Source organism: Microbacterium sp. 69-10, assembly GCF_001897945.1.
In the GTDB taxonomy this organism is placed as follows: domain Bacteria; phylum Actinomycetota; class Actinomycetes; order Actinomycetales; family Microbacteriaceae; genus Microbacterium.
Map to the genome: position 1 here is coordinate 39,884 of NZ_MKRT01000009.1, position 17,181 is coordinate 57,064.

Sequence of the window (17,181 nt, forward strand, 5' to 3'; positions counted from 1 at the left end):
GACTCCGGGGCGTCGGAAGCCGCGGTCTGCGCCTCAGCGGCGAGGGCGATGTCCTCCTCGGAGGCGGCCCAGTCACCGGTGGCCAGGTACACGACCTTCTTCGCGACGGCGACGGCGTGGTCGGCGAAGCGCTCGTGGTAGCGGCTGGCGAGCGTGGCGTCGACGGTGGCGGTCGCCTCGCCCTTCCAGTTGTCGCTGAGCACCTTCTCGAACACGCTGGCGTGCAGCTCGTCCACGTCGTCGTCGGCGTTGCGGATGGCATCCGCGAAGCGCAGGTCCTGCGTGCGGAGCAGCTCCGCCAGGGTGCGGGCGATCTCGACGTCCAGCTCGCCCATGCGGCGGAAGGTGCCCTTCAGGCCCTTCGGGATCGCGCGCTCCGGGAAGCGCAGCCGGGCGAGCTGCGCGATGTGCTCGGCCATGTCGCCCATGCGCTCCAGCGATGCGCTGACGCGCAGCGCCGTGATGACGATGCGCAGGTCGCGGGCGACCGGCTGCTGGCGGGCGAGGATCTCGATGGCCTGCTCGTCGAGTGCGACGGCGAGCTCATCGATCTTGGCGTCGTCGGCGATGACCTCCTCGGCCAGCGCGACGTCGCTCTCGGCGAAGGCCCTGGTGGCCTTCTCGATGGCCACCGTGACCAGATCGGCGATCTCGGCCAGCCGTGACTGGAGCTCCTCGAGGGACTGGTGGAAGACTTCGCGCATGTCGGCGCAACCTTTCGTCGTGGGGTCGGCACGGATGCCGAGCGGGCACGCGCACACGCGAACCGGGTCGATCATCCCCATCGAAGGTTAACGAATGGTGTCGTGATCGCGAACACTGCCTCGCCCGGCCCGTGACGGCGGTCTGAACGGCGGAAGGACGGGGATGCTGCCCCTACTCTGGAACCATGCCCTCGCCCCAGCTCGCGCTGTTCGCGCTCGTCATCGGCATCGTCATCGGCGCCGGCGTCGTCCTGCTGGTGACGTGGGCGTATCGCATGCGGATGCAGGCGATACAGGACACGTCGCAGTCGATCCCGGCCGGGATCACCGAGGTGCTCGCGGGCATGGACGACGCCGCGTGCGTGCTGGATCCCTCCGGACTGGTCGTGGCGACCTCCCGGGCCGCGGCGCGCTTCGACATCCGGCCCGGAGCGGTGCTGGAGAACGGCGAGCTGCGACGGCTGGTGCGGGATGTGCGCAGCTCGGGCATCAGCGGCACCGAGACGCTGCGGATCACAGCCGGGAACGCGCTGGACCCGCGCCTGGTGTCCGCGCGAGCGAGCGTGGTCGGCCCGCGGCTGACGCTGCTGATCGTGCGGGACGTCACGGAGCGGGAGCGCCTGGACCAGATGCGCACCGACTTCGTCTCCAACACGAGTCATGAGCTGAAGACGCCGGTCGCCTCGGTCAGTCTTCTCGCCGAGGCCATCGAATCCGCCGCCGACGACCCCGATCAGGTGCGCATCTTCGCGTCGCGCATCATGGCCGAGGCCGGTCGTCTCGGCCAGCTCACCGGGCGGATCATGAGCCTGTCCCGGCTGCAGGCGGCCGAGAGCCTCGCCCAGGTGGAGCCCGTCTCCATCGACGAGGTCGTGCACGCCTCGATCGAGGCGCACGCGGTGCAGGCCGACTCCGCCGGGGTCGAGCTGATGCGCGGCGGCGACCACGGCGCCTGGGTGCGCGGCGACGCGCAGGTGCTCGTCGAAGCCGTCGGGAACCTGCTCGCCAACGCCATCCAGTACTCGCCGCACGGGTCGCGCGTCGGGATCGGCATCCGGGTCGACGGCGACCTCGTTGAGATCGCCGTGACCGACCAGGGCATCGGCATCTCGGAAGCGGATCGGGAGCGCATCTTCGAGCGCTTCTACCGCGCCGACGATGCACGCTCCCGCCGGACGGGCGGTACGGGGCTCGGCCTGTCGATCGTCAAGCACGCCACGCAGCGCCACGGCGGCGAGGTGCGCGTCTGGTCGCGCGCGGGCAAGGGGTCGACCTTCACCATGCGGCTGCCGCGCATCGATGCGCCGGGAGCCGACGGGGCAGGCGCCTCGAAGAAGTCCAAGAAGAAGCACAAGAAGAAGACCGCCAAGCGCGCCCGCACCGAACACGGCTCGGTCGGCGCCGCCCGGAACGGAGAGAACGCATGACCCGGATCCTTCTCGTCGAGGATGAGCCCGACCTCGCCGACCCCCTCGCCTACCTGCTGCGTCGCGAGGGCTACGAGGTGGAGATCAGCGAGGACGGACCCGGTGCGCTGGAGGCGTTCCGCGCACGCGGCGCCGACATCATCCTGCTCGACCTGATGCTCCCCGGCATGCCGGGCACCGAGGTGTGCCGGCAGGTGCGCCAGGCCTCGGGCGTGCCGATCATCATGCTCACCGCGAAGGACTCCGAGGTCGACATCGTTGTGGGGCTCGAGCTCGGCGCCGACGACTACATCACCAAGCCCTACTCGTCGCGCGAGCTGCTGGCGCGCATGCGCGCGGTGCTGCGCCGGGTCGCGCAGGCGGAGACGGAGATTGACGAGCGCGTGCTGGACGGCGGCCGCGTCACCCTGGACATCGACCGGCACACGGTCGCGGTCGACGGCACCGAGATCAACATGCCGCTGAAGGAGTTCGAGCTGCTCGAGGTGCTGATGCGCAACGCCGGCCGCGTGCTCACCCGGGGTCAGCTCATCGACCGGGTGTGGGGGAGCGACTACTTCGGCGACACCAAGACGCTGGACGTGCACATCAAGCGCATCCGCTCCCGCATCGAGCTGAACCCGAGCGACCCGGTGATGCTGGTCACCGTGCGGGGGCTCGGGTACCGTTTCGAGGCCTGAGCGGGCAGGGAATGCAGAAGAGGCCGGTCCCTTCGGGGACCGGCCTCTTCTGCATACAGAGCGGATGTCAGGACGCGGGCGTTCCCGTCGGCGTCGGCGTCGCGGGCTCGACCGAGGGCTTCGGCGAGGGGACGAGGTCCTTGAGGTAGCGGAGGGTGCCGTCGAGCACGGGCACCTGAGTGGGCTCGGCCTCGTCGTCGCCGGAGCGGAACAGCACCTCGACGGTGGCGCCCGGCTTCACGTCCAGGTTCTCGAAGAGCAGCGGGTCCTCGTCGGCGCCCAGGCTCACGTGCTCGCCGGCGGGCACGCGCACCTCCTGCTGCTTGCCGTCCACGTCGATGGTGAGCGTGGCGCTCTCTTCGCTGTCGTTGACCAGCACGGCCACGAGGTTCCCGGCCGAGCCGTCCTCGTCGGCGACGATGAGCGCGTTGCGCACGACGACCGGGCCACCGGTCGAGGAGACGTCCACGCCGTCCGAGATGTTCTTGATGTCCACCGTGTTCTGCGGGGTCATGAACGTGCAGCCGGTGGCGCCGAGTGCGATCGTCACGCCGAGGGCGGCGGTGGCGATGAGGCGCGGAGCGAGGGACGCAGCAGAGCGCGAGTTCACGGATCCTCCTGAGATGCGACGGGTGTCCTGCCTCAGTCTAGTGGGTTCGCGCTCCTTCTCCGGGACCGGTCGGGCCTCGCACGGCGTGCACCGGCGCGAACCTTAGTACATAACGGCTGTGGTATCCTGGAGATTGCCGAAAGGACACGTTTTTATGCTTTTTGAGGTTGGCGAAACCGTCGTCTATCCGCACCACGGGGCTGCGACGATCATCGAGGTCAAGGACCGGGTGATCAAGGGGGAGACGAAGAAGTACCTGAAGCTGAACGTCACGCAGGGGGATCTCATCATCGAGGTGCCCGCTGAGAACGTCGACCTGGTCGGCGTCCGCGACGTGATCGGCCAGGAGGGTCTGGACCACGTCTTCGAGGTGCTCCGCGCGCCGTTCACCGAGGAGCCGACCAACTGGTCGCGTCGCTACAAGGCGAACCTCGAGAAGCTCGCGTCGGGTGACGTCATCAAGGTGAGCGAGGTCGTCCGCGACCTGTGGCGCCGTGACCAGGACCGCGGCCTGTCCGCGGGGGAGAAGCGGATGCTGGCCAAGGCCCGTCAGATCCTCGTCTCGGAGCTGGCTCTCGCCGAGAAGATCGACGAGGACAAGGCCGGCGGCCTGCTCGACGAGGTGCTCGCGTCCTGAGCGCGATCTACTGATTCCACGAGGAGGGCGGATGCTGCGGCATTCGCCCTCCTCGCGTTCTCGGACGCCTGCGACGTCGCGGTAGCGTGTGAGCGTGACTCCGTACTCGGCCCCCACGACGGCGATCATCATCGTCGCCGCCGGTTCCGGCACGCGCCTCGGCGCCGGCGTGCCGAAGGCGCTCGTCGACATCGACGGCCGCACCGTGCTGAGGCACGCGCTCGAGGGCGTGTTCGCCGCGCAGCCGATGCAGGTGATCCTGGTCGCGCCCTCGGGGTACGAGCGGGCGGCGGCGGACGAGCTCGAGGCGGTCAACCGCGGGCATGGCCGGCGGACCACGGTCGTCGTCGGCGGTGGGACGCGGCAGCAGTCGGTCGCAGCCGGACTGGCCGCTCTCGGAGACGGGATCGAGGTCGTGCTCGTGCACGATGCCGCCCGCGCCCTGACGCCCTCCGCGCAGATCGATGCGGTCGCGGCCGCCGTGACCGCGGATGCCGGCGTGATCCCCGCCCTCCCAGTGGTCGACACCCTGAAGCGCGTCGAAGGGGATGCCGTGGTCGAGGCCGTCGACCGGTCGGTCCTGGCCGCGGCGCAGACTCCGCAGGGATTCCCTCGCGGACCGCTCGAGGACGCATACGCCCGGGCGCTCGAGACGGGGGAGGACCACACCGACGACGCGGCCCTGTTCGCCGCCGCGGGCGGCGGGGTGCGCCGCATCGCCGGCGATGAGCGCGCGTTCAAGATCACCACTCCCGCCGACCTGGAGCGTGCGCGGATGCTGCTGCATCCGCCGCAGCCCGCGTCCCCGCGCCCGCAGGGACCGCGCATCGGCGTCGGCACCGACGTGCACGCGTTCGGCGGCGAGGGGAACCTCTGGCTCGCGGGGCTGGAATGGCCCGATGAGCAGCCGCTGTCCGGGCACTCCGACGGCGACGCGGTCGCGCACGCCATGGTCGACGCGCTGCTGGGCGCGGCCGGACTCGGCGACATCGGCGAGCACTTCGGCACCGCGCACCCGGAGTACGCCGGTGCGCACGCCGACGTGTTCCTGGCGCGCACCGCGCGGATGCTCGCGGAGGCGGGCTTCGCGATCGGCAACGTGTCGGTGCAGTTCCAGGGCAACCGCCCGCGGTTCAGCGCCCGTCGAGCCGAGGCGGAGGCCGCGCTCTCGCAGGCCCTGGGCGGAGCATCCGTCTCGGTCTCCGCGACGACCACCGACGGCCTCGGCTTCCCCGGCCGTGGCGAGGGCATCTCGGTCACCGCGGTCGCGCTCATCATGCCCGCAGGCCCACCCCGGTAGTCTTGTGCGGTGACGATCCGCCTCTACGACACCCGCGCGCAGGAACTGCGCGACTTCGTTCCGCTCGACTCCTCGAACGTGACGATGTACGTGTGCGGGCCGACCGTCCAGTCGGGGCCCCACATCGGGCATGTCCGTGCGGCGCTGAGCTTCGACATCCTGCGCCGCTGGCTCGAGCTGCGCTTCGGGCGCGTGACCTTCGTGCGCAACGTCACCGACATCGATGACAAGATCCTGGCGAACGCCACCGAGGCCGAACCCTGGTGGGCGCTCGCCTACCGGATGGAGAAGGAGTTCACCGAGGCGTATGCCGCCGTCGGCATCCTTCCGCCCACCTACGAGCCGCGTGCCACGGGCTTCATCCCGCAGATGCACGACCTGATCGCCGCGCTCATCGAGCGCGGCCACGCCTATCCCGCAGCCGACGGCTCCGGCGATGTCTACTTCGACGTGCGCTCGTGGCCGGCATACGGCGAGCTCACGCGGCAGTCCGTCGACGCCATGGAGGCCGCAGCCGACGCCGACCCGCGCGGCAAGCGCAACCCTCAGGACTTCGCCCTCTGGAAGGGCGCGAAGCCCGAGGAGCAGGCGGATGCCGTGTGGGCCTCGCCCTGGGGAGCCGGGCGCCCGGGGTGGCACATCGAGTGCTCCGCCATGTCGAAGCGCTATCTGGGCGCCGAGTTCGACATCCACGGCGGCGGCCTCGACCTGCGCTTCCCTCACCACGAGAACGAGCTCGCGCAGTCCACCGCAGCCGGCGACGGCTTCGCGCGCTACTGGGTGCACAACGGCCTGGTGACCGTGGGCGGGCAGAAGATGTCGAAGTCGCTCGGCAACTTCACGCTCGCGAAGGACTTCCTCGACGGCGTCGATCCGATCGTGGCGCGCTACGCCCTCGCGGCCGCGCACTACCGGTCGAGCCTGGACCTCACGGAGTCGACTCTGTCCGAGGCCGAGGCGGCGCTCGGACGCATCCGCGGGTTCATCGAGCGCGCCGCCCGGGTCACCGGCGGCGTCGGCTGGATGGCGCGGCAGTCGCTCCCGCAGGCGTTCAGTGCCGCGATGGACGACGATCTGGGTGTGCCGCAGGCGCTGGCCGTCCTGCACGAGACCGTGCGCTCCGGCAACGCGGCGCTGGACAAGGGCGATGCCGAGGGAGTGCGCACTGCGCTCCAGGGTGTGAAGGCGATGACCCACGTTCTGGGCATCGACCCTCTGTCGAGCGAGCGGGGGACAGGGGGCTCGGATGCTGCGGGATCCGCACTGGGCGCGCTCGTGCAGACGATGATCGCGCAGCGTGCGCAGGCGCGCGCTGACAAGGACTGGGCCGCGGCCGATCGCATCCGCGATGCGATCGCCGCGGCAGGAATCACTCTGGAGGACACTCCGGACGGAACACATTGGAGTATCGATGGCTAAGCCTGGCCGCCCCGGAGCGGGCAACAGCAAGAAGAAGGGCGCTTCCAAGGGCACCGGCGGTCTGGGCCGCAAAGCCCTGGAGGGCCGCGGACCCACGCCCAAGGCGGAGGACCGCAGCTGGCACGTCGCCGGCAAGCGCAAGGCCGCCGCGGAGCGCTACGCCGCGGCCGGCGGCAAGGGGAAGCCGGGCCAGAAGCCGCAGCCGAACCTGAACCGTCAGTCGCGCGGGTCGAAGCCCGCAGACGACACCGAGACCGTCACCGGGCGCAACTCGGTGCTCGAGGCGCTGCGCACCAAGATCCCCGCCACGGCGTTCTACATCGCGCAGCGCGTGGAGATGGACGACCGCGTCAAGGAGATGCTGGCGATCACGCGGCACCGCGACATCCCGGTGCTCGAGGTGACCCGGCAGGAGCTCGACCGGATGGCCGGCTTCGACGGCGTGCACCAGGGCGTGGCGCTCAAGGTGCCTCCTTACGAGTACGCGCACCCGCAGGATCTGCTGGAGCAGGTCATCGACCGCGGCCAGACGCCGCTGTTCGTGGCGCTCGACGGCATCACCGACCCCCGCAACCTGGGAGCCATCATCCGCTCCACGGCCGCTTTCGGCGGGCACGGCGTCATCCTGCCGCAGCGCCGCTCGGCGAGCGTCAACTCCGCCGCCTGGAAGACGAGCGCCGGGGCTGCAGCCCGCCTGCCCGTCGCGCTGGCGTCGAACCTGACCTCCATGCTGAAGGAGTTCAAGAGGCAGGGCGTGTTCGTGCTGGGCATGGACGGCGACGGTGACGTCATGCTCCCGCAGCTCGAGCTGGCCGACCGTCCCGTGGTGATCGTGATCGGGTCCGAGGGGAAGGGCCTCTCGCGGCTCGTCGCCGAGACCTGCGACCAGATCGTGTCGATCCCGATCTCGGCGGCCACCGAGTCTCTCAACGCCGGCATCGCGGCATCCGTCGCGCTGTACCAGGTGTCGACGGTTCGCGGCGGACGGGAATAGCACGGGAGGCCGGCGCCTTGACCCTGACGGACTCATTCGTCAGCGGAAGGAACGCACATGGCTCGCATCGTCGTCATCGGAGGAACCGGCTACGCCGGAGCGCACTTCGTCCGTGAGGGGGTGAGCCGAGGCCACGACGTGGTCGCTGTCGCCCGCAAGGCGCCCTCCGACCCGATCGAGGGTGCGACCTACGTGCAGGGTTCGGCACTCGACGTCGCCGGCCTCGGTGACGTGCTCGACGGCGCGGATGCCGTGATCTCGACGATCTCGCCCCGCGGCGACATGGCGGACAAGGCGCTCGACGCGCTGAGCGCACTGATCGCGAAGCTGAACGGCACGTCTACCCGCCTCGGCGTCGTCGGCGGCGCGGGCGGCAGCCTGGTCGCACCCGGCGGTCCGCGGCTGTTCGATCAGGGCTTCCCGGAGGAGTACAAGCACGAGGCGCAGGTCGGCATCGACTCGCTCGAGCTGCTGCAGGAGTCCGGTCAGGGCGTGGACTGGTTCTTCGTGCATCCGGCGGAGGTCTTCGGCCCGTGGGCCGAGGGCGTTCGCACGGGCGAGTACCGCGACGGCGGCGACGTGATCGTGCGTGACGCCGACGGCAACTCGACGATCTCGGGCGCCGACTTCGCGGTCGCGTTCTTCGACGAGATCGAGAACCCGAAGCACCGCCGCGAGCGCTTCACCGTCGGGTACTGAGTCGACGGACGCCGTCAGACCAGGTCGCGCCAGTCGATCGCCGCGGTGTCGTCGGAGACCTCGACCGATCCGGTGATCACGGGCAGGCTCACCGTCTCGGTCGGCGGGCCCATGATCGTGGCCTCGTCGCGGCGATGCCGCAGCACGTCGTTGATGTAGCTCGTGAGCACCTCGGCGAGCGGCACGGATCGGCCCTGCGCCTGGGACAGGTACCAGCGGTGCTCGAGCACCTGGTGGTACACCTCGGCGGGTTCAAGCTTCGCGCGCAGGTCGTAGGGGATGGCCCGCACCACGGGCTCGAACACGCGCGTCAGCCATTCGTGCGCGTAGATCTCCTCATCCCCGAGATCCTTCTTGGAGCGCACCCGGAACTCGTCCAGATCGTTCAGGAGCCGGCGCGCCTGGTTCTCCTCGACATCGAGGCCGGTCAGGCGGATGAGCCGGCGCTGGTGGTGCCCGGCGTCCACGACCTTCGGCTGGATCCGCACCGCGGCGCCGTCCGGGGTGGTGACCATCGACATCTCGTCGATGTCGAAGCCGAGCGCGTTCAGCTTCTGCACGCGCTCCGTGATCCGCCATGCCTCGTCCACGCCGAACGACTCCTCGTCGGTGAGCGCGTTCCACAGCGACCTGTAGGACGAGACGATGCCGTCGGCGATCTCGAGGGCGTCCACGCCGCGCTCGAGTCGGCCGCCCGCGGCGAGATCCATGATCTCGCCGGCGATGTTCGTGCGGGCCAGATCCAGATCGTAGGAGCGCTGCCCGTCGGTGAGCCCCTCCTCGTGCAGCTCGCCGGTCTCCGCGTCCACCAGGTAGGCGGCGAAGGCGCCGGCATCGCGGCGGAACAGGGCGTTCGACAGCGACACGTCGCCCCAGTAGAAGCCGACGTTGTGCAGTCGCACCATCAGCAGGGCCAGTGCGTCCACCAGCCGGTCGGCGGTGTCGGGGCGCAGCACCTGCGTGAACAGCGCGCGATAGGGCATCGAGAACCGCAGGTGCGATGTCACCAGCGCCGCGGGCAGCTCCATGCCCTCGCTGTCGCGTCGCCCGGCGATCACGGCCACCCGGTCCACGCAGGGCACGTCGAGCTTCGCCAGACTGCCGAGCATCTCGTACTCGCGCTGCGCCATCTCCTCGGTGGTCTCCTTGACGGCGACCACGCGGCCGGAGAGGTCGGCGAACCGCACCAGATGGCGGGACAGGCCCTTGGGCAGCGAGACGATGTGCTCGGAGGGCCACTTGCCCAGGGGTGTGCTCCAGGGGAGCGTGAGCAGGCCGGGATCGATCGAACTGGCGTTGATGCGTAGCGACTGCTTCTTCATGCGTCCTCCGCGGGGTGTGGGGAAGCGGATGCCGGGGGAGCGTCGTGCTCCGGAAACGCCGCGGCGCGGGTGACCCGTGAAGGTCGACCCGCGCCGCAGTGCCTGATGATCAGGCCGAGACGATCGGCTTCTCGTTGAGACGCTCGCCGGACTCGATGTCGAACAGATGCACGTGACCGGCGACGGGCGCCAGCACGACTGTGTCACCGGCGTTCGGGTGACGACGGCCGTCGACGCGTGCGACCAGGTCGGTGCGCTTGCCGTTGATGTCGGTGTGGCCGTACAGGTAGCCGTCCGCGCCGAGCTCCTCGACGAGGTCGACGGTGACCGAGAGGCCCTGGCCGTCCTCGGGTGCGACCACGATGTCCTCGGGGCGGATTCCGACGGTGGCCGAGTTGCCCTTGGCCTTGGCGACCGCGGCGGTCTCGGTCGCGACGTTCTTCGTGCCGAACTGCACGCCGCCCTCGGCGAGCGGAACCTCGAAGAGGTTCATGGCGGGCGAGCCGATGAAGCCGGCGACGAAGACGTTGCTCGGGGTCTCGTAGAGCTCACGCGGCGAGCCGACCTGCTGGAGCAGGCCGTCCTTGAGCACCGCGATGCGGTCGCCCATGGTCAGAGCCTCGGTCTGGTCGTGCGTGACGTAGACCGTGGTGACGCCCAGGCGACGCTGCAGCGACGCGATCTGGGTACGGGTCTGCACGCGCAGCTTGGCGTCGAGGTTCGACAGCGGCTCGTCCATGAGGAACACCTGCGGCTGGCGGACGATGGCGCGGCCCATGGCGACGCGCTGACGCTGGCCACCCGAGAGGGCCTTCGGCTTGCGGTTCAGGTACTCCTCGAGGTCGAGGAGCTTGGCGGCCTCGAGGACACGCTGTGCACGCTCCTCCTTGCCGACGCCGGCGATCTTCAGGGCGAAGCCCATGTTCTCGGCGACGGTCATGTGCGGGTACAGCGCGTAGTTCTGGAAGACCATCGCGATGTCGCGGTCCTTCGGCGGCACGTCGGTGACGTCGCGGTCGCCGATCAGGATGCGGCCGGCGTTGACCTCTTCGAGGCCGGCGAGCATGCGCAGCGAGGTGGACTTACCGCAACCGGAGGGGCCGACCAGAACCAGGAACTCGCCGTCGGCGATCTCGATGTTCAGCTTGTCGACCGCGGGGCGGGTGCCGCCCGGGTAGATGCGGGTGGCCTCGTCGAACGTAACGGTTGCCATTGTTTCTCCTTCACCGGCAGGTACGTGCCGGACGATCCGTAGTGATGGAAGCGGTGGGCCTGAGCCCGCCGTGACCCGCCATCGGGTCGAGATCAGTATTGCACGGCGCGTGCGCGTCTGGGTATTTCCCAGACTGCCTCCGTAACATCGGATCCGGTGCCGCACCCGTAGCGGCAGCGGGATCCCCCGTCCCATCCGATCTTTCAAGAGGAACGATGTCGAGCGACGAAACGCCGAACGTCCCTGCCGCTCGCAACTCACGCGAGGCCGTGCGGGAGAAGGCCCAGCGAGTGCACGCGCAGCAGTCGCGTGCCCGCATCATGCGACGCGTGATCATCGGGCTCGTCGCGGCCGTCGCCGTCGGGTCGATCGGCACGGCCGTCGCGTTCGCCGTCAGCTCCTCGATGTCCAAGCCGATGCTCAGCCCCAGCGGCATGACCGACGACGGCGTGACCGTGAGCGACGTGACCCTCGCCTCCGGCAGCGCGGACATCTCCCCGAACGCATCGCCCACGCCCTCCGAGGCGGCGGCGACGCCGACGCCCAAGACCACGGAGAAGGCCGCGGAGCCGACGCAGATCCACATCTACGTGGACTACCTGTCGGCGGGCGCCGCCGAGTTCGAGAAGGCCAACGCCCGTCAGCTGGCCGGCTGGATCAAGCAGGGCGCCGTCACCGTGACCTATCACCCGGTCGCGCTGCTGATGGCCAGCTCGAACGGCACGAAGTACTCGCTGCGGGCCGCGGCCGCCGCCGCCTGCGTGGCGACCTATTCGCCGGATCAGTTCTTCGACTACAACCACGAGCTGCTCACCGACCAGCCCAAGATCGACAGCGACGGCCGCTCGGACGTCGAGCTGGCCGACCTGGCTGTCGCCGTCGGCGTGCAGAACGCCAAGAAGGTGCGCTCCTGCATCGAGGGCCAGGACTTCGTGAGCTGGGCGAAGGATGCCACGGCTCGCGCCCTCGAGGGTCCGCTGCCGGGCTCGAAGGACCTCAAGCTCAACAACGAGGCGCTCATCGTCGTGGGCGGCCAGGCGTACGTCGGCGCGCTGAACAATCCTGCGGAGTTCTCGCAGTTCGTGCTGACCACCGCCAGCGACGAGTACTACGGCGAGACCGACCCGACCCCGACCCCGACCCCGCCGGCTTCGCCCGCGCCCACGGAGACCGCCACGCCCTGACGCGCAGAGCGCGTCCCGGCCGTCGCTATGCTTGTGAGCGGCTTCGGCCACCCTCGCCTCCTTAGCTCATCTGGTAGAGCAGCGGCCTTGTAAACCGCAGGTGGCCGGTTCGAGTCCGGCAGGGGGCTCTGCAGAAGCGGAAGGCCCGCCCGAGATCATCTCGGGCGGGCCTTCTCGCGTTCCGGCGCGCTCGGCTAGAACAGCATCCCGTCGCCGCGGTCGTCGGCGCGCGGCTCAGCGACCAGTCGCTCATCGAGCGATGCGGCGGCCAGCAGCGCCTCATCGATGAGATCCCGTGTCGGCTCTCCGGTCAGCCAGTCCCCGGCGAAACCGACGGGCACCAGCATCGGCACGCGGTCGTGCAGGGCCGCCAGGTGCGCGGGAGCGGGACGCATCACGATCGAGTAGCAGGTGGTCCACTCGCCGTCCGGGGTGCGGCCGCGCTGCGTGACGGCCGCCATGCCGAACAGCACGCCGCGTCCGAATCCGAACTCGTGCCAGACGCGGTCGGGCTTCTGCAGCTCGAACCATCCGGTGGTCGGCACGATCGCCCGGTTGCGCAAGCCGCCAGGCCTGTCCTGCAGGCGCTCGGAGCGCGTGTTGATCGATGGGAACCGGGCCGGCGCCCCGTCGACGAGGTAGCCCCACCACGCCGGCTCCAGCGTCGGCACGCCCTCCGACGCGGTCACCAGCGGGTTGAGATTGCGCAGGTTCTTCCCGGTGGGGCGCAGCGTCTCGCCGGCATTGGCCTCCGCCCAGGAGCGCAGCCCCTCCAGGACCGCCTCATCGGCCTCCGCCAGCAGTTCGGCATCCGTGAATCGGGGATCGAGTCCGTAGCTCGCGCACATGCTGACAGGCTACCCACGGGCGCCGACATCGAGCCGATTCCGGATCGTGGGAAGGATGCGCGCCCGGGTCCTCCCGAGCGGTACCGTGGAGCGAGTGACACGGACCCGCACCATGCCCACCTGGCTCGCGCTCGGAGGGGCCGTCTCGATCGGCGCGATGACCGCCGTGCAGGCGCGCATCAACGGCGTGCTGGGCGTGCGGATCGACGACGGCATCGTCGCCGGGCTCATCTCCTTCGCCGTCGGCCTGATGGCCCTGCTCACCCTGGTCCCGCTGATCCCGTCGACGCGTGCCGCCGCGGGCCGGCTGATCGACGGCATCCGAACCCGCACCATCCCGGTCTGGATGCTGCTCGGTGGCGCCTGCGGTGCGCTCACGGTGTCCACGCAGGGCGTCGTCGCCGGCGTGCTCGGAGTGTCACTCTTCACGGTCGGCGTCGTCGCCGGCCAGACCCTGCACGGACTGCTGCTCGACCGCATCGGCTTCGGCCCGGCCGGCGTCGTCGCCGTCACTCCGGGACGGGTCGTGGGCGGCGCGCTCGCGCTGCTCGCGGTGGGCATCTCGATCGGCGGCGACGTGCTGCATCAGGCGCCGGTCTGGCTGCTCGTGCTGCCCGTCCTCGCCGGTGCGGGTATCGCCTGGCAGGCAGGTGCGAACGGGCGGCTCGCGAAGACCGTGTCCTCGCCGATCGCCGCGACGCTGATGAGCTTCATCGCGGGCACCTCCGTGCTCGTGGTCGCCGCCGCGGTCAGCGTGGCCGTGCGAGGCCTGCCCGCCGCTCTCCCCGCCGAGCCCTGGCTCTACGTCGGCGGGCTGCTCGGCTTCGTCTACATCATGCTCGGTGCGTTCCTCGTCGCGCACACCGGCGTGCTGCTCATGGGGCTGGGCAGCGTGCTGGGACAGCTGAGCATGTCGATCCTCATCGATCTGCTGTGGCCCACGGCGAGTCGTCCCGCTCTCTGGCAGCTGCTCGCGATGGTGGTCGTCGCGTTCGCCTCCGTGTTCGCAGCGCTGCCGCGCCGACGCCGCTGACCGGCGACGTCGGCGGGCACGCTCAGCTCTCTCGCCGCCCCGCGGGCATCCGAGTCAGCAGGGCGTCGGCATCGATCGGCTTGCGGCGTCCGGCGTCCTTGCCCTGCGGCTTGCCCCCGACGTACAGCCAGCCCAGCAGCTCCTCGTTCTCGGCGAGGCCGTGCGCCTCGGCCACGGCGCGCGAACGGGTGTACCCGCCGGTGCGCCAGATCACGCCCCATCCCGCCTCGTCGAGCAGCAGGCTGAGAGTGTGCGCCACACCGGAGGCCACGGCCTCCTGCTCCCAGTGCGGCACCTTGTCGCTCTTCCGATAGGAGACGACCACCGCGATCAGCAGCGCCGCGCGCAGCGGCTTGGTGGACGGCTTGTCGTCGCCGTTCGCCTTCGCGATGGCCGCGCCGAGCGCGAGCCGATCGTCGCCGCGCAGCTCGATCAGCCGCCACGGGCGCAGCGAGGAATGATCGGCGACCCGGCCCGCCGCAGCGATCAGCGGCAGCAGCTGGTCGCGCGTCGGGGCGTCCTCGGTGACCTTCGACCAGGAGGTGCGCCGCAGGACGGCCTCGAGCGCGCTCACGACTCGTCGGGGTTGAACGTCAGTGCGAGCGAGTTCATGCAGTAGCGGTCACCGGTGGGGGTGCCGAAGCCGTCGGGGAAGACATGTCCCAGATGCGAGCCGCAGGCGGCGCAGCGCACCTCGGTGCGCACCATGCCGAGCGACGTGTCCTCGATCAGCTCCACCGCCTCGGGACGCACCGACTCGTAGAAGCTCGGCCAGCCGCAGCCGGAGTCGAACTTCGTGCCGCTGCGGAACAGCTCCGCTCCGCAGGCGCCGCAGCGGTAGAGCCCGTCGCGCTTCTCGTCGAGCAGTTCGCCGGTCCACGCGCGCTCGGTCGCCGCCGTGCGCAGCACCGCGTACTGGTCGTCGCCGAGCTCTTCGCGCCACTCGGCCTCGGTCTTGTTCACGCTGTAAGCCATGCATCCATTCTCCTCCGTCCGCGAGCCGTTCGGGTCGGTGTGATGAACGGTCTGCTCAGTCGCCCGGGCCGGCTGGGAGAATGGCTGGATGACGGATGCCGTGCGCGAGCGCTACGACCGGTTCGCCCGCGAGGAGGCCCCTGGTCGCAGCGCGGTGTACGCCGAGTGGGCGGCGGGAGTCGCCGCGGATGCCGAGATGCAGACCGTGCTGTCCGGCATCCCGGAGCAGCACCGGCAGCCGCCGCTGGTGTTCGCGGTGACGCGGCTGCTGGGCGCGCCCGTCGCGGGGTACGCGGAATGGCGCGACTTCGTGCTCGCGCACGCCGGCGAGGTCGTCTCGGAATGCGCGCGCCGCACGGTGCAGGCCAATGAACCGCTGCGCCTGGGGGCTCTGCTCCCGGCGCTCAGCGCCGTCGACGGACCGATCGCGCTGCTCGAGCTGGGCGCCGCGGCCGGGCTCTGCCTGTTCCCGGACCGGTACTCCTATCGCCTGCTGGGGGAGGACGGCATCGAGCGCGCCCGCCTCGACCCGGCATCCGGCCCGTCGTCAGCGGTGCTGACGAGCGTCGTGCGCGGCGCGCTGCCGCCGCTGCGGATGCCGGAGGTCGTCTGGCGCGCGGGCATCGATCTCTCACCCATCGACGTGCGGGATGCCGTGGATCGAGCCTGGCTGGAGACACTGGTCTGGCCGGGGGAGGACGAGCGCGCCGAGCGCATCGCCGCCGCCGCCGACATCGTGGCGGCCGACCCGCCGCTGCTCATCGCAGGCGACGCCGCGCAGCGGCTGGGCGAGCTCGTGGCATCCGCGCCGCGGCAGGCGACGCTCGTGATCACCACTCCCGGTGTGCTGGTGTATCTGCCGCGAGAAGCGCGGCAGGCGCTGATCAGCGGCATCCGCTCGTCCGGCGCGCGCTGGGTGACGATCGATCCGGTGCGCCTGCATGAGGGCTGGTCGGCTGCCGACGGCGCCTTCGCGGTGGGTCTGGACGGCGATCAGGTCGCGGAAGCCGATCCTCTGGGGCGCTGGTGGGAGTGGCGCGCGGGCGTCGGGCCCGATCGCGCGTAGCCTGATGCCATGCTGGGTGAACTCTCCGATCGCGACCGCGCGATCCTGACGCTGGAAGCGGCGTGGCCGCGGCACGGCGGCATGAAGGAGGAGACGATCCGCGCGCAGCTGGGCATGAGCCCGGCGCGCTACTACCAGCTGCTCGGGCGCCTGATCGACACCGAGGAGGCCCTGGAGTTCGACCCTCTGCTGGTGCGCCGCCTGCGGAGGCTGAGGGACGCCCGCGGCCGGCAGCGCACGGCGCGCATGCGCGGATTCGCCGGCTGAGCCGACCGCTCCAGCGGTTTCCCGGGGTTCGGCCGATAGCATCGGGGGGTGTCAAAGTCCCCCCACGACCGATTCGACGACATCCCCCGCACCTCCGGACGCGTCGGCGCGCACCGCGCCGAGCAGCCGGGCATCAACGGACCCATCGCCCTGCTGTGGTCGGCGGCGGTCGCGCTGGTGCTCATCGTCATCGGGATCTTCGTCTCGATGGTGCTGATGGGGCGCATCGACCTGTTCGGCACGGCCGAGCCCGCAGCCCCCCAGACGCCCGGCGTGCTGGCCGAGATCGACACCTCTTACCAGGTGCTCATCCTCAACGCGACCCCGGAGACCGGTGTGGTCGCCCAGGTGCGGCAGAAGCTGATCGATCAGGGCTGGGCGGCGGATGCCGTGTTCGGCAGCGACGGCTCCACCACGAAGTTCGATCAGACGACCGTGTTCTATGTGAAGAAGGCTGACGAGTCCGCCGCGCTCGGCGTCGCGGAGGTCCTCGGCGGCGCGAAGACCGAGCGGAGCGACCACTACCAGTCGGTCAGCGGCGACGGCTCGCCGCAGCTGACCGTGGTGATCGGCATGGACCACGTCGGCACGACGAGCCCCGCGCCCGGCAGCGGGGAGAAGACCCCCGCGGGCTGACCCCGCGGCTGACCCCGCGGGCTGACCCCGGGACCCGATCCGCGCTCGGCGAACGCGGCATCCGCGCGGCTTGCACTCTCATGGGTCGAGTGCCAGACTGAGTGTTAGCACTCGATCACCCTGAGTGCTAACAACATCGCCTACGTCCGGGAGGGACGAAAGACTCA

General features: G+C 70.4%; 18 protein-coding genes, 1 tRNA gene and 1 pseudogene. 13 read left to right on the forward strand and 7 right to left on the reverse strand.

Annotated elements, in window-relative coordinates; all coding sequences use genetic code 11:
* Positions 1–56: 56 nt before the first annotated feature.
* Positions 57–704: pseudogene (phoU, locus tag BGN97_RS04045) on the reverse strand (phosphate signaling complex protein PhoU); the annotation flags it as partial.
* A 185-nt stretch (positions 705–889) separates the two neighbouring features.
* Here phoU and BGN97_RS04050 point away from each other — a divergent pair.
* Positions 890–2,131, forward strand: a complete 1,242-nt coding sequence (locus tag BGN97_RS04050) for an ATP-binding protein (protein ID WP_292698264.1) — start codon at positions 890–892, stop codon at positions 2,129–2,131.
* Positions 2,128–2,811 carry a response regulator transcription factor gene (locus tag BGN97_RS04055; RefSeq protein WP_292698266.1) on the forward strand — a complete coding sequence of 228 codons (684 nt, stop codon included), beginning with the start codon at positions 2,128–2,130 and terminating at the stop codon, positions 2,809–2,811. The genes BGN97_RS04050 and BGN97_RS04055 overlap by 4 nt, the downstream gene beginning before the upstream one ends.
* A 67-nt stretch (positions 2,812–2,878) precedes the next feature.
* Here BGN97_RS04055 and BGN97_RS04060 read toward each other — a convergent pair whose 3' ends face one another.
* Positions 2,879–3,421 carry a DNA modification methylase gene (locus tag BGN97_RS04060; RefSeq protein ID WP_292698268.1) on the reverse strand — a complete coding sequence of 181 codons (543 nt, stop codon included), beginning with the start codon at positions 3,419–3,421 and terminating at the stop codon, positions 2,879–2,881.
* A gap of 154 nt (positions 3,422–3,575) precedes the next feature.
* Here BGN97_RS04060 and BGN97_RS04065 point away from each other — a divergent pair, with 154 nt between their 5' ends.
* The 5 genes from BGN97_RS04065 (at position 3,576) to BGN97_RS04085 (ending at position 8,470) form a co-directional block, all read left to right on the forward strand.
* The gene (locus BGN97_RS04065) at positions 3,576–4,058 is read left to right on the forward strand and encodes a CarD family transcriptional regulator (protein WP_285636578.1); all 483 of its coding nucleotides are present in this window, start codon (positions 3,576–3,578) and stop codon (positions 4,056–4,058) included.
* Between the two features lie 94 nt (positions 4,059–4,152).
* Entirely contained in the window at positions 4,153–5,358 is a 1,206-nt protein-coding gene (ispD, locus tag BGN97_RS04070) for a 2-C-methyl-D-erythritol 4-phosphate cytidylyltransferase (RefSeq protein WP_292698271.1), read from the forward strand.
* 9 nt (positions 5,359–5,367) lie between these two features.
* Positions 5,368–6,777 carry a cysteine--tRNA ligase gene (gene cysS, locus BGN97_RS04075; RefSeq protein WP_292698273.1) on the forward strand — a complete coding sequence of 470 codons (1,410 nt, stop codon included), beginning with the start codon at positions 5,368–5,370 and terminating at the stop codon, positions 6,775–6,777.
* Entirely contained in the window at positions 6,770–7,771 is a 1,002-nt protein-coding gene (gene rlmB, locus BGN97_RS04080; protein ID WP_292698275.1) for a 23S rRNA (guanosine(2251)-2'-O)-methyltransferase RlmB, read from the forward strand. The genes cysS and rlmB overlap by 8 nt, the downstream gene beginning before the upstream one ends.
* A 57-nt stretch (positions 7,772–7,828) precedes the next feature.
* Positions 7,829–8,470 carry an NAD(P)H-binding protein gene (locus tag BGN97_RS04085; RefSeq protein ID WP_292698277.1) on the forward strand — a complete coding sequence of 214 codons (642 nt, stop codon included), beginning with the start codon at positions 7,829–7,831 and terminating at the stop codon, positions 8,468–8,470.
* Between the two features lie 14 nt (positions 8,471–8,484).
* On the opposite strand, the gene BGN97_RS04090 is transcribed toward BGN97_RS04085, so the two are convergent.
* Positions 8,485–9,792, reverse strand: coding sequence for a DUF4032 domain-containing protein (locus BGN97_RS04090; protein ID WP_292698279.1), 1,308 nt, complete (start codon positions 9,790–9,792; stop codon positions 8,485–8,487).
* 109 nt (positions 9,793–9,901) lie between these two features.
* Complete coding sequence (gene ugpC, locus BGN97_RS04095; protein ID WP_292698281.1) at positions 9,902–11,005, reverse strand: sn-glycerol-3-phosphate ABC transporter ATP-binding protein UgpC; 1,104 nt, start codon at positions 11,003–11,005, stop codon at positions 9,902–9,904.
* Positions 11,006–11,220: 215 nt separating this feature from the next.
* Here ugpC and BGN97_RS04100 point away from each other — a divergent pair, with 215 nt between their 5' ends.
* Together BGN97_RS04100 and BGN97_RS04105 are read left to right on the forward strand one after the other, a co-directional pair.
* Positions 11,221–12,189: a thioredoxin domain-containing protein gene (locus tag BGN97_RS04100; protein WP_292698283.1), complete on the forward strand. Its 969-nt coding sequence runs from the start codon at positions 11,221–11,223 to the stop codon at positions 12,187–12,189.
* Positions 12,190–12,244: 55 nt separating this feature from the next.
* Positions 12,245–12,317, forward strand: a tRNA-Thr gene (locus BGN97_RS04105).
* Between the two features lie 66 nt (positions 12,318–12,383).
* Here the strand turns inward: BGN97_RS04105 and BGN97_RS04110 are convergent.
* Positions 12,384–13,037, reverse strand: coding sequence for an SOS response-associated peptidase family protein (locus BGN97_RS04110; protein WP_292698285.1), 654 nt, complete (start codon positions 13,035–13,037; stop codon positions 12,384–12,386).
* 94 nt (positions 13,038–13,131) lie between these two features.
* On the opposite strand from BGN97_RS04110, the gene BGN97_RS04115 reads away from it, so the two are divergent.
* Positions 13,132–14,070 (forward strand): DMT family transporter, encoded by a 939-nt coding sequence (locus tag BGN97_RS04115; RefSeq protein WP_363331396.1) that lies wholly within the window; start codon positions 13,132–13,134, stop codon positions 14,068–14,070.
* 22 nt (positions 14,071–14,092) lie between these two features.
* Here the strand turns inward: BGN97_RS04115 and BGN97_RS04120 are convergent, their stop codons facing one another.
* Positions 14,093–14,644 carry a nitroreductase family protein gene (locus BGN97_RS04120; RefSeq protein WP_292698287.1) on the reverse strand — a complete coding sequence of 184 codons (552 nt, stop codon included), beginning with the start codon at positions 14,642–14,644 and terminating at the stop codon, positions 14,093–14,095.
* Positions 14,641–15,045: a peptide-methionine (R)-S-oxide reductase MsrB gene (msrB, locus tag BGN97_RS04125; protein WP_292698289.1), complete on the reverse strand. Its 405-nt coding sequence runs from the start codon at positions 15,043–15,045 to the stop codon at positions 14,641–14,643. The genes BGN97_RS04120 and msrB overlap by 4 nt, the downstream gene beginning before the upstream one ends.
* 88 nt (positions 15,046–15,133) lie before the next feature.
* Here msrB and BGN97_RS04130 point away from each other — a divergent pair, with 88 nt between their 5' ends.
* From BGN97_RS04130 to BGN97_RS04140, 3 genes are read left to right on the forward strand one after another with little or no spacing between them, the layout of a single operon-like run.
* Complete coding sequence (locus BGN97_RS04130) at positions 15,134–16,111, forward strand: DUF2332 domain-containing protein (protein WP_292698291.1); 978 nt, start codon at positions 15,134–15,136, stop codon at positions 16,109–16,111.
* Between the two features lie 9 nt (positions 16,112–16,120).
* Positions 16,121–16,378, forward strand: coding sequence for a DUF3263 domain-containing protein (locus tag BGN97_RS04135; protein WP_285636529.1), 258 nt, complete (start codon positions 16,121–16,123; stop codon positions 16,376–16,378).
* A gap of 48 nt (positions 16,379–16,426) precedes the next feature.
* A complete protein-coding gene (locus BGN97_RS04140; protein ID WP_292698293.1) occupies positions 16,427–17,014 on the forward strand; it encodes a LytR C-terminal domain-containing protein in 588 nt (195 codons plus the stop codon).
* The last annotated feature ends 167 nt before the right edge of the window (positions 17,015–17,181 follow it).

Bases quoted from the DNA above. Each gene is read 5' to 3' on its own strand.
- BGN97_RS04055 (WP_292698266.1), top strand. From the start codon at position 2,128: ATGACCCGGATCCTTCTCGTCGAGGATGAGCCCGACCTCGCCGACCCC.
- BGN97_RS04050 (WP_292698264.1), top strand. From the start codon at position 890: ATGCCCTCGCCCCAGCTCGCGCTGTTCGCGCTCGTCATCGGCATCGTC.
- rlmB (WP_292698275.1), top strand. From the start codon at position 6,770: ATGGCTAAGCCTGGCCGCCCCGGAGCGGGCAACAGCAAGAAGAAGGGC.
- msrB (WP_292698289.1), bottom strand. From the start codon at position 15,045: ATGGCTTACAGCGTGAACAAGACCGAGGCCGAGTGGCGCGAAGAGCTC.
- BGN97_RS04110 (WP_292698285.1), bottom strand. From the start codon at position 13,037: ATGTGCGCGAGCTACGGACTCGATCCCCGATTCACGGATGCCGAACTG.
- BGN97_RS04085 (WP_292698277.1), top strand. From the start codon at position 7,829: ATGGCTCGCATCGTCGTCATCGGAGGAACCGGCTACGCCGGAGCGCAC.
- BGN97_RS04090 (WP_292698279.1), bottom strand. From the start codon at position 9,792: ATGAAGAAGCAGTCGCTACGCATCAACGCCAGTTCGATCGATCCCGGC.
- BGN97_RS04100 (WP_292698283.1), top strand. From the start codon at position 11,221: ATGTCGAGCGACGAAACGCCGAACGTCCCTGCCGCTCGCAACTCACGC.
- ugpC (WP_292698281.1), bottom strand. From the start codon at position 11,005: ATGGCAACCGTTACGTTCGACGAGGCCACCCGCATCTACCCGGGCGGC.
- BGN97_RS04130 (WP_292698291.1), top strand. From the start codon at position 15,134: ATGACGGATGCCGTGCGCGAGCGCTACGACCGGTTCGCCCGCGAGGAG.
- BGN97_RS04065 (WP_285636578.1), top strand. From the start codon at position 3,576: ATGCTTTTTGAGGTTGGCGAAACCGTCGTCTATCCGCACCACGGGGCT.
- BGN97_RS04135 (WP_285636529.1), top strand. From the start codon at position 16,121: ATGCTGGGTGAACTCTCCGATCGCGACCGCGCGATCCTGACGCTGGAA.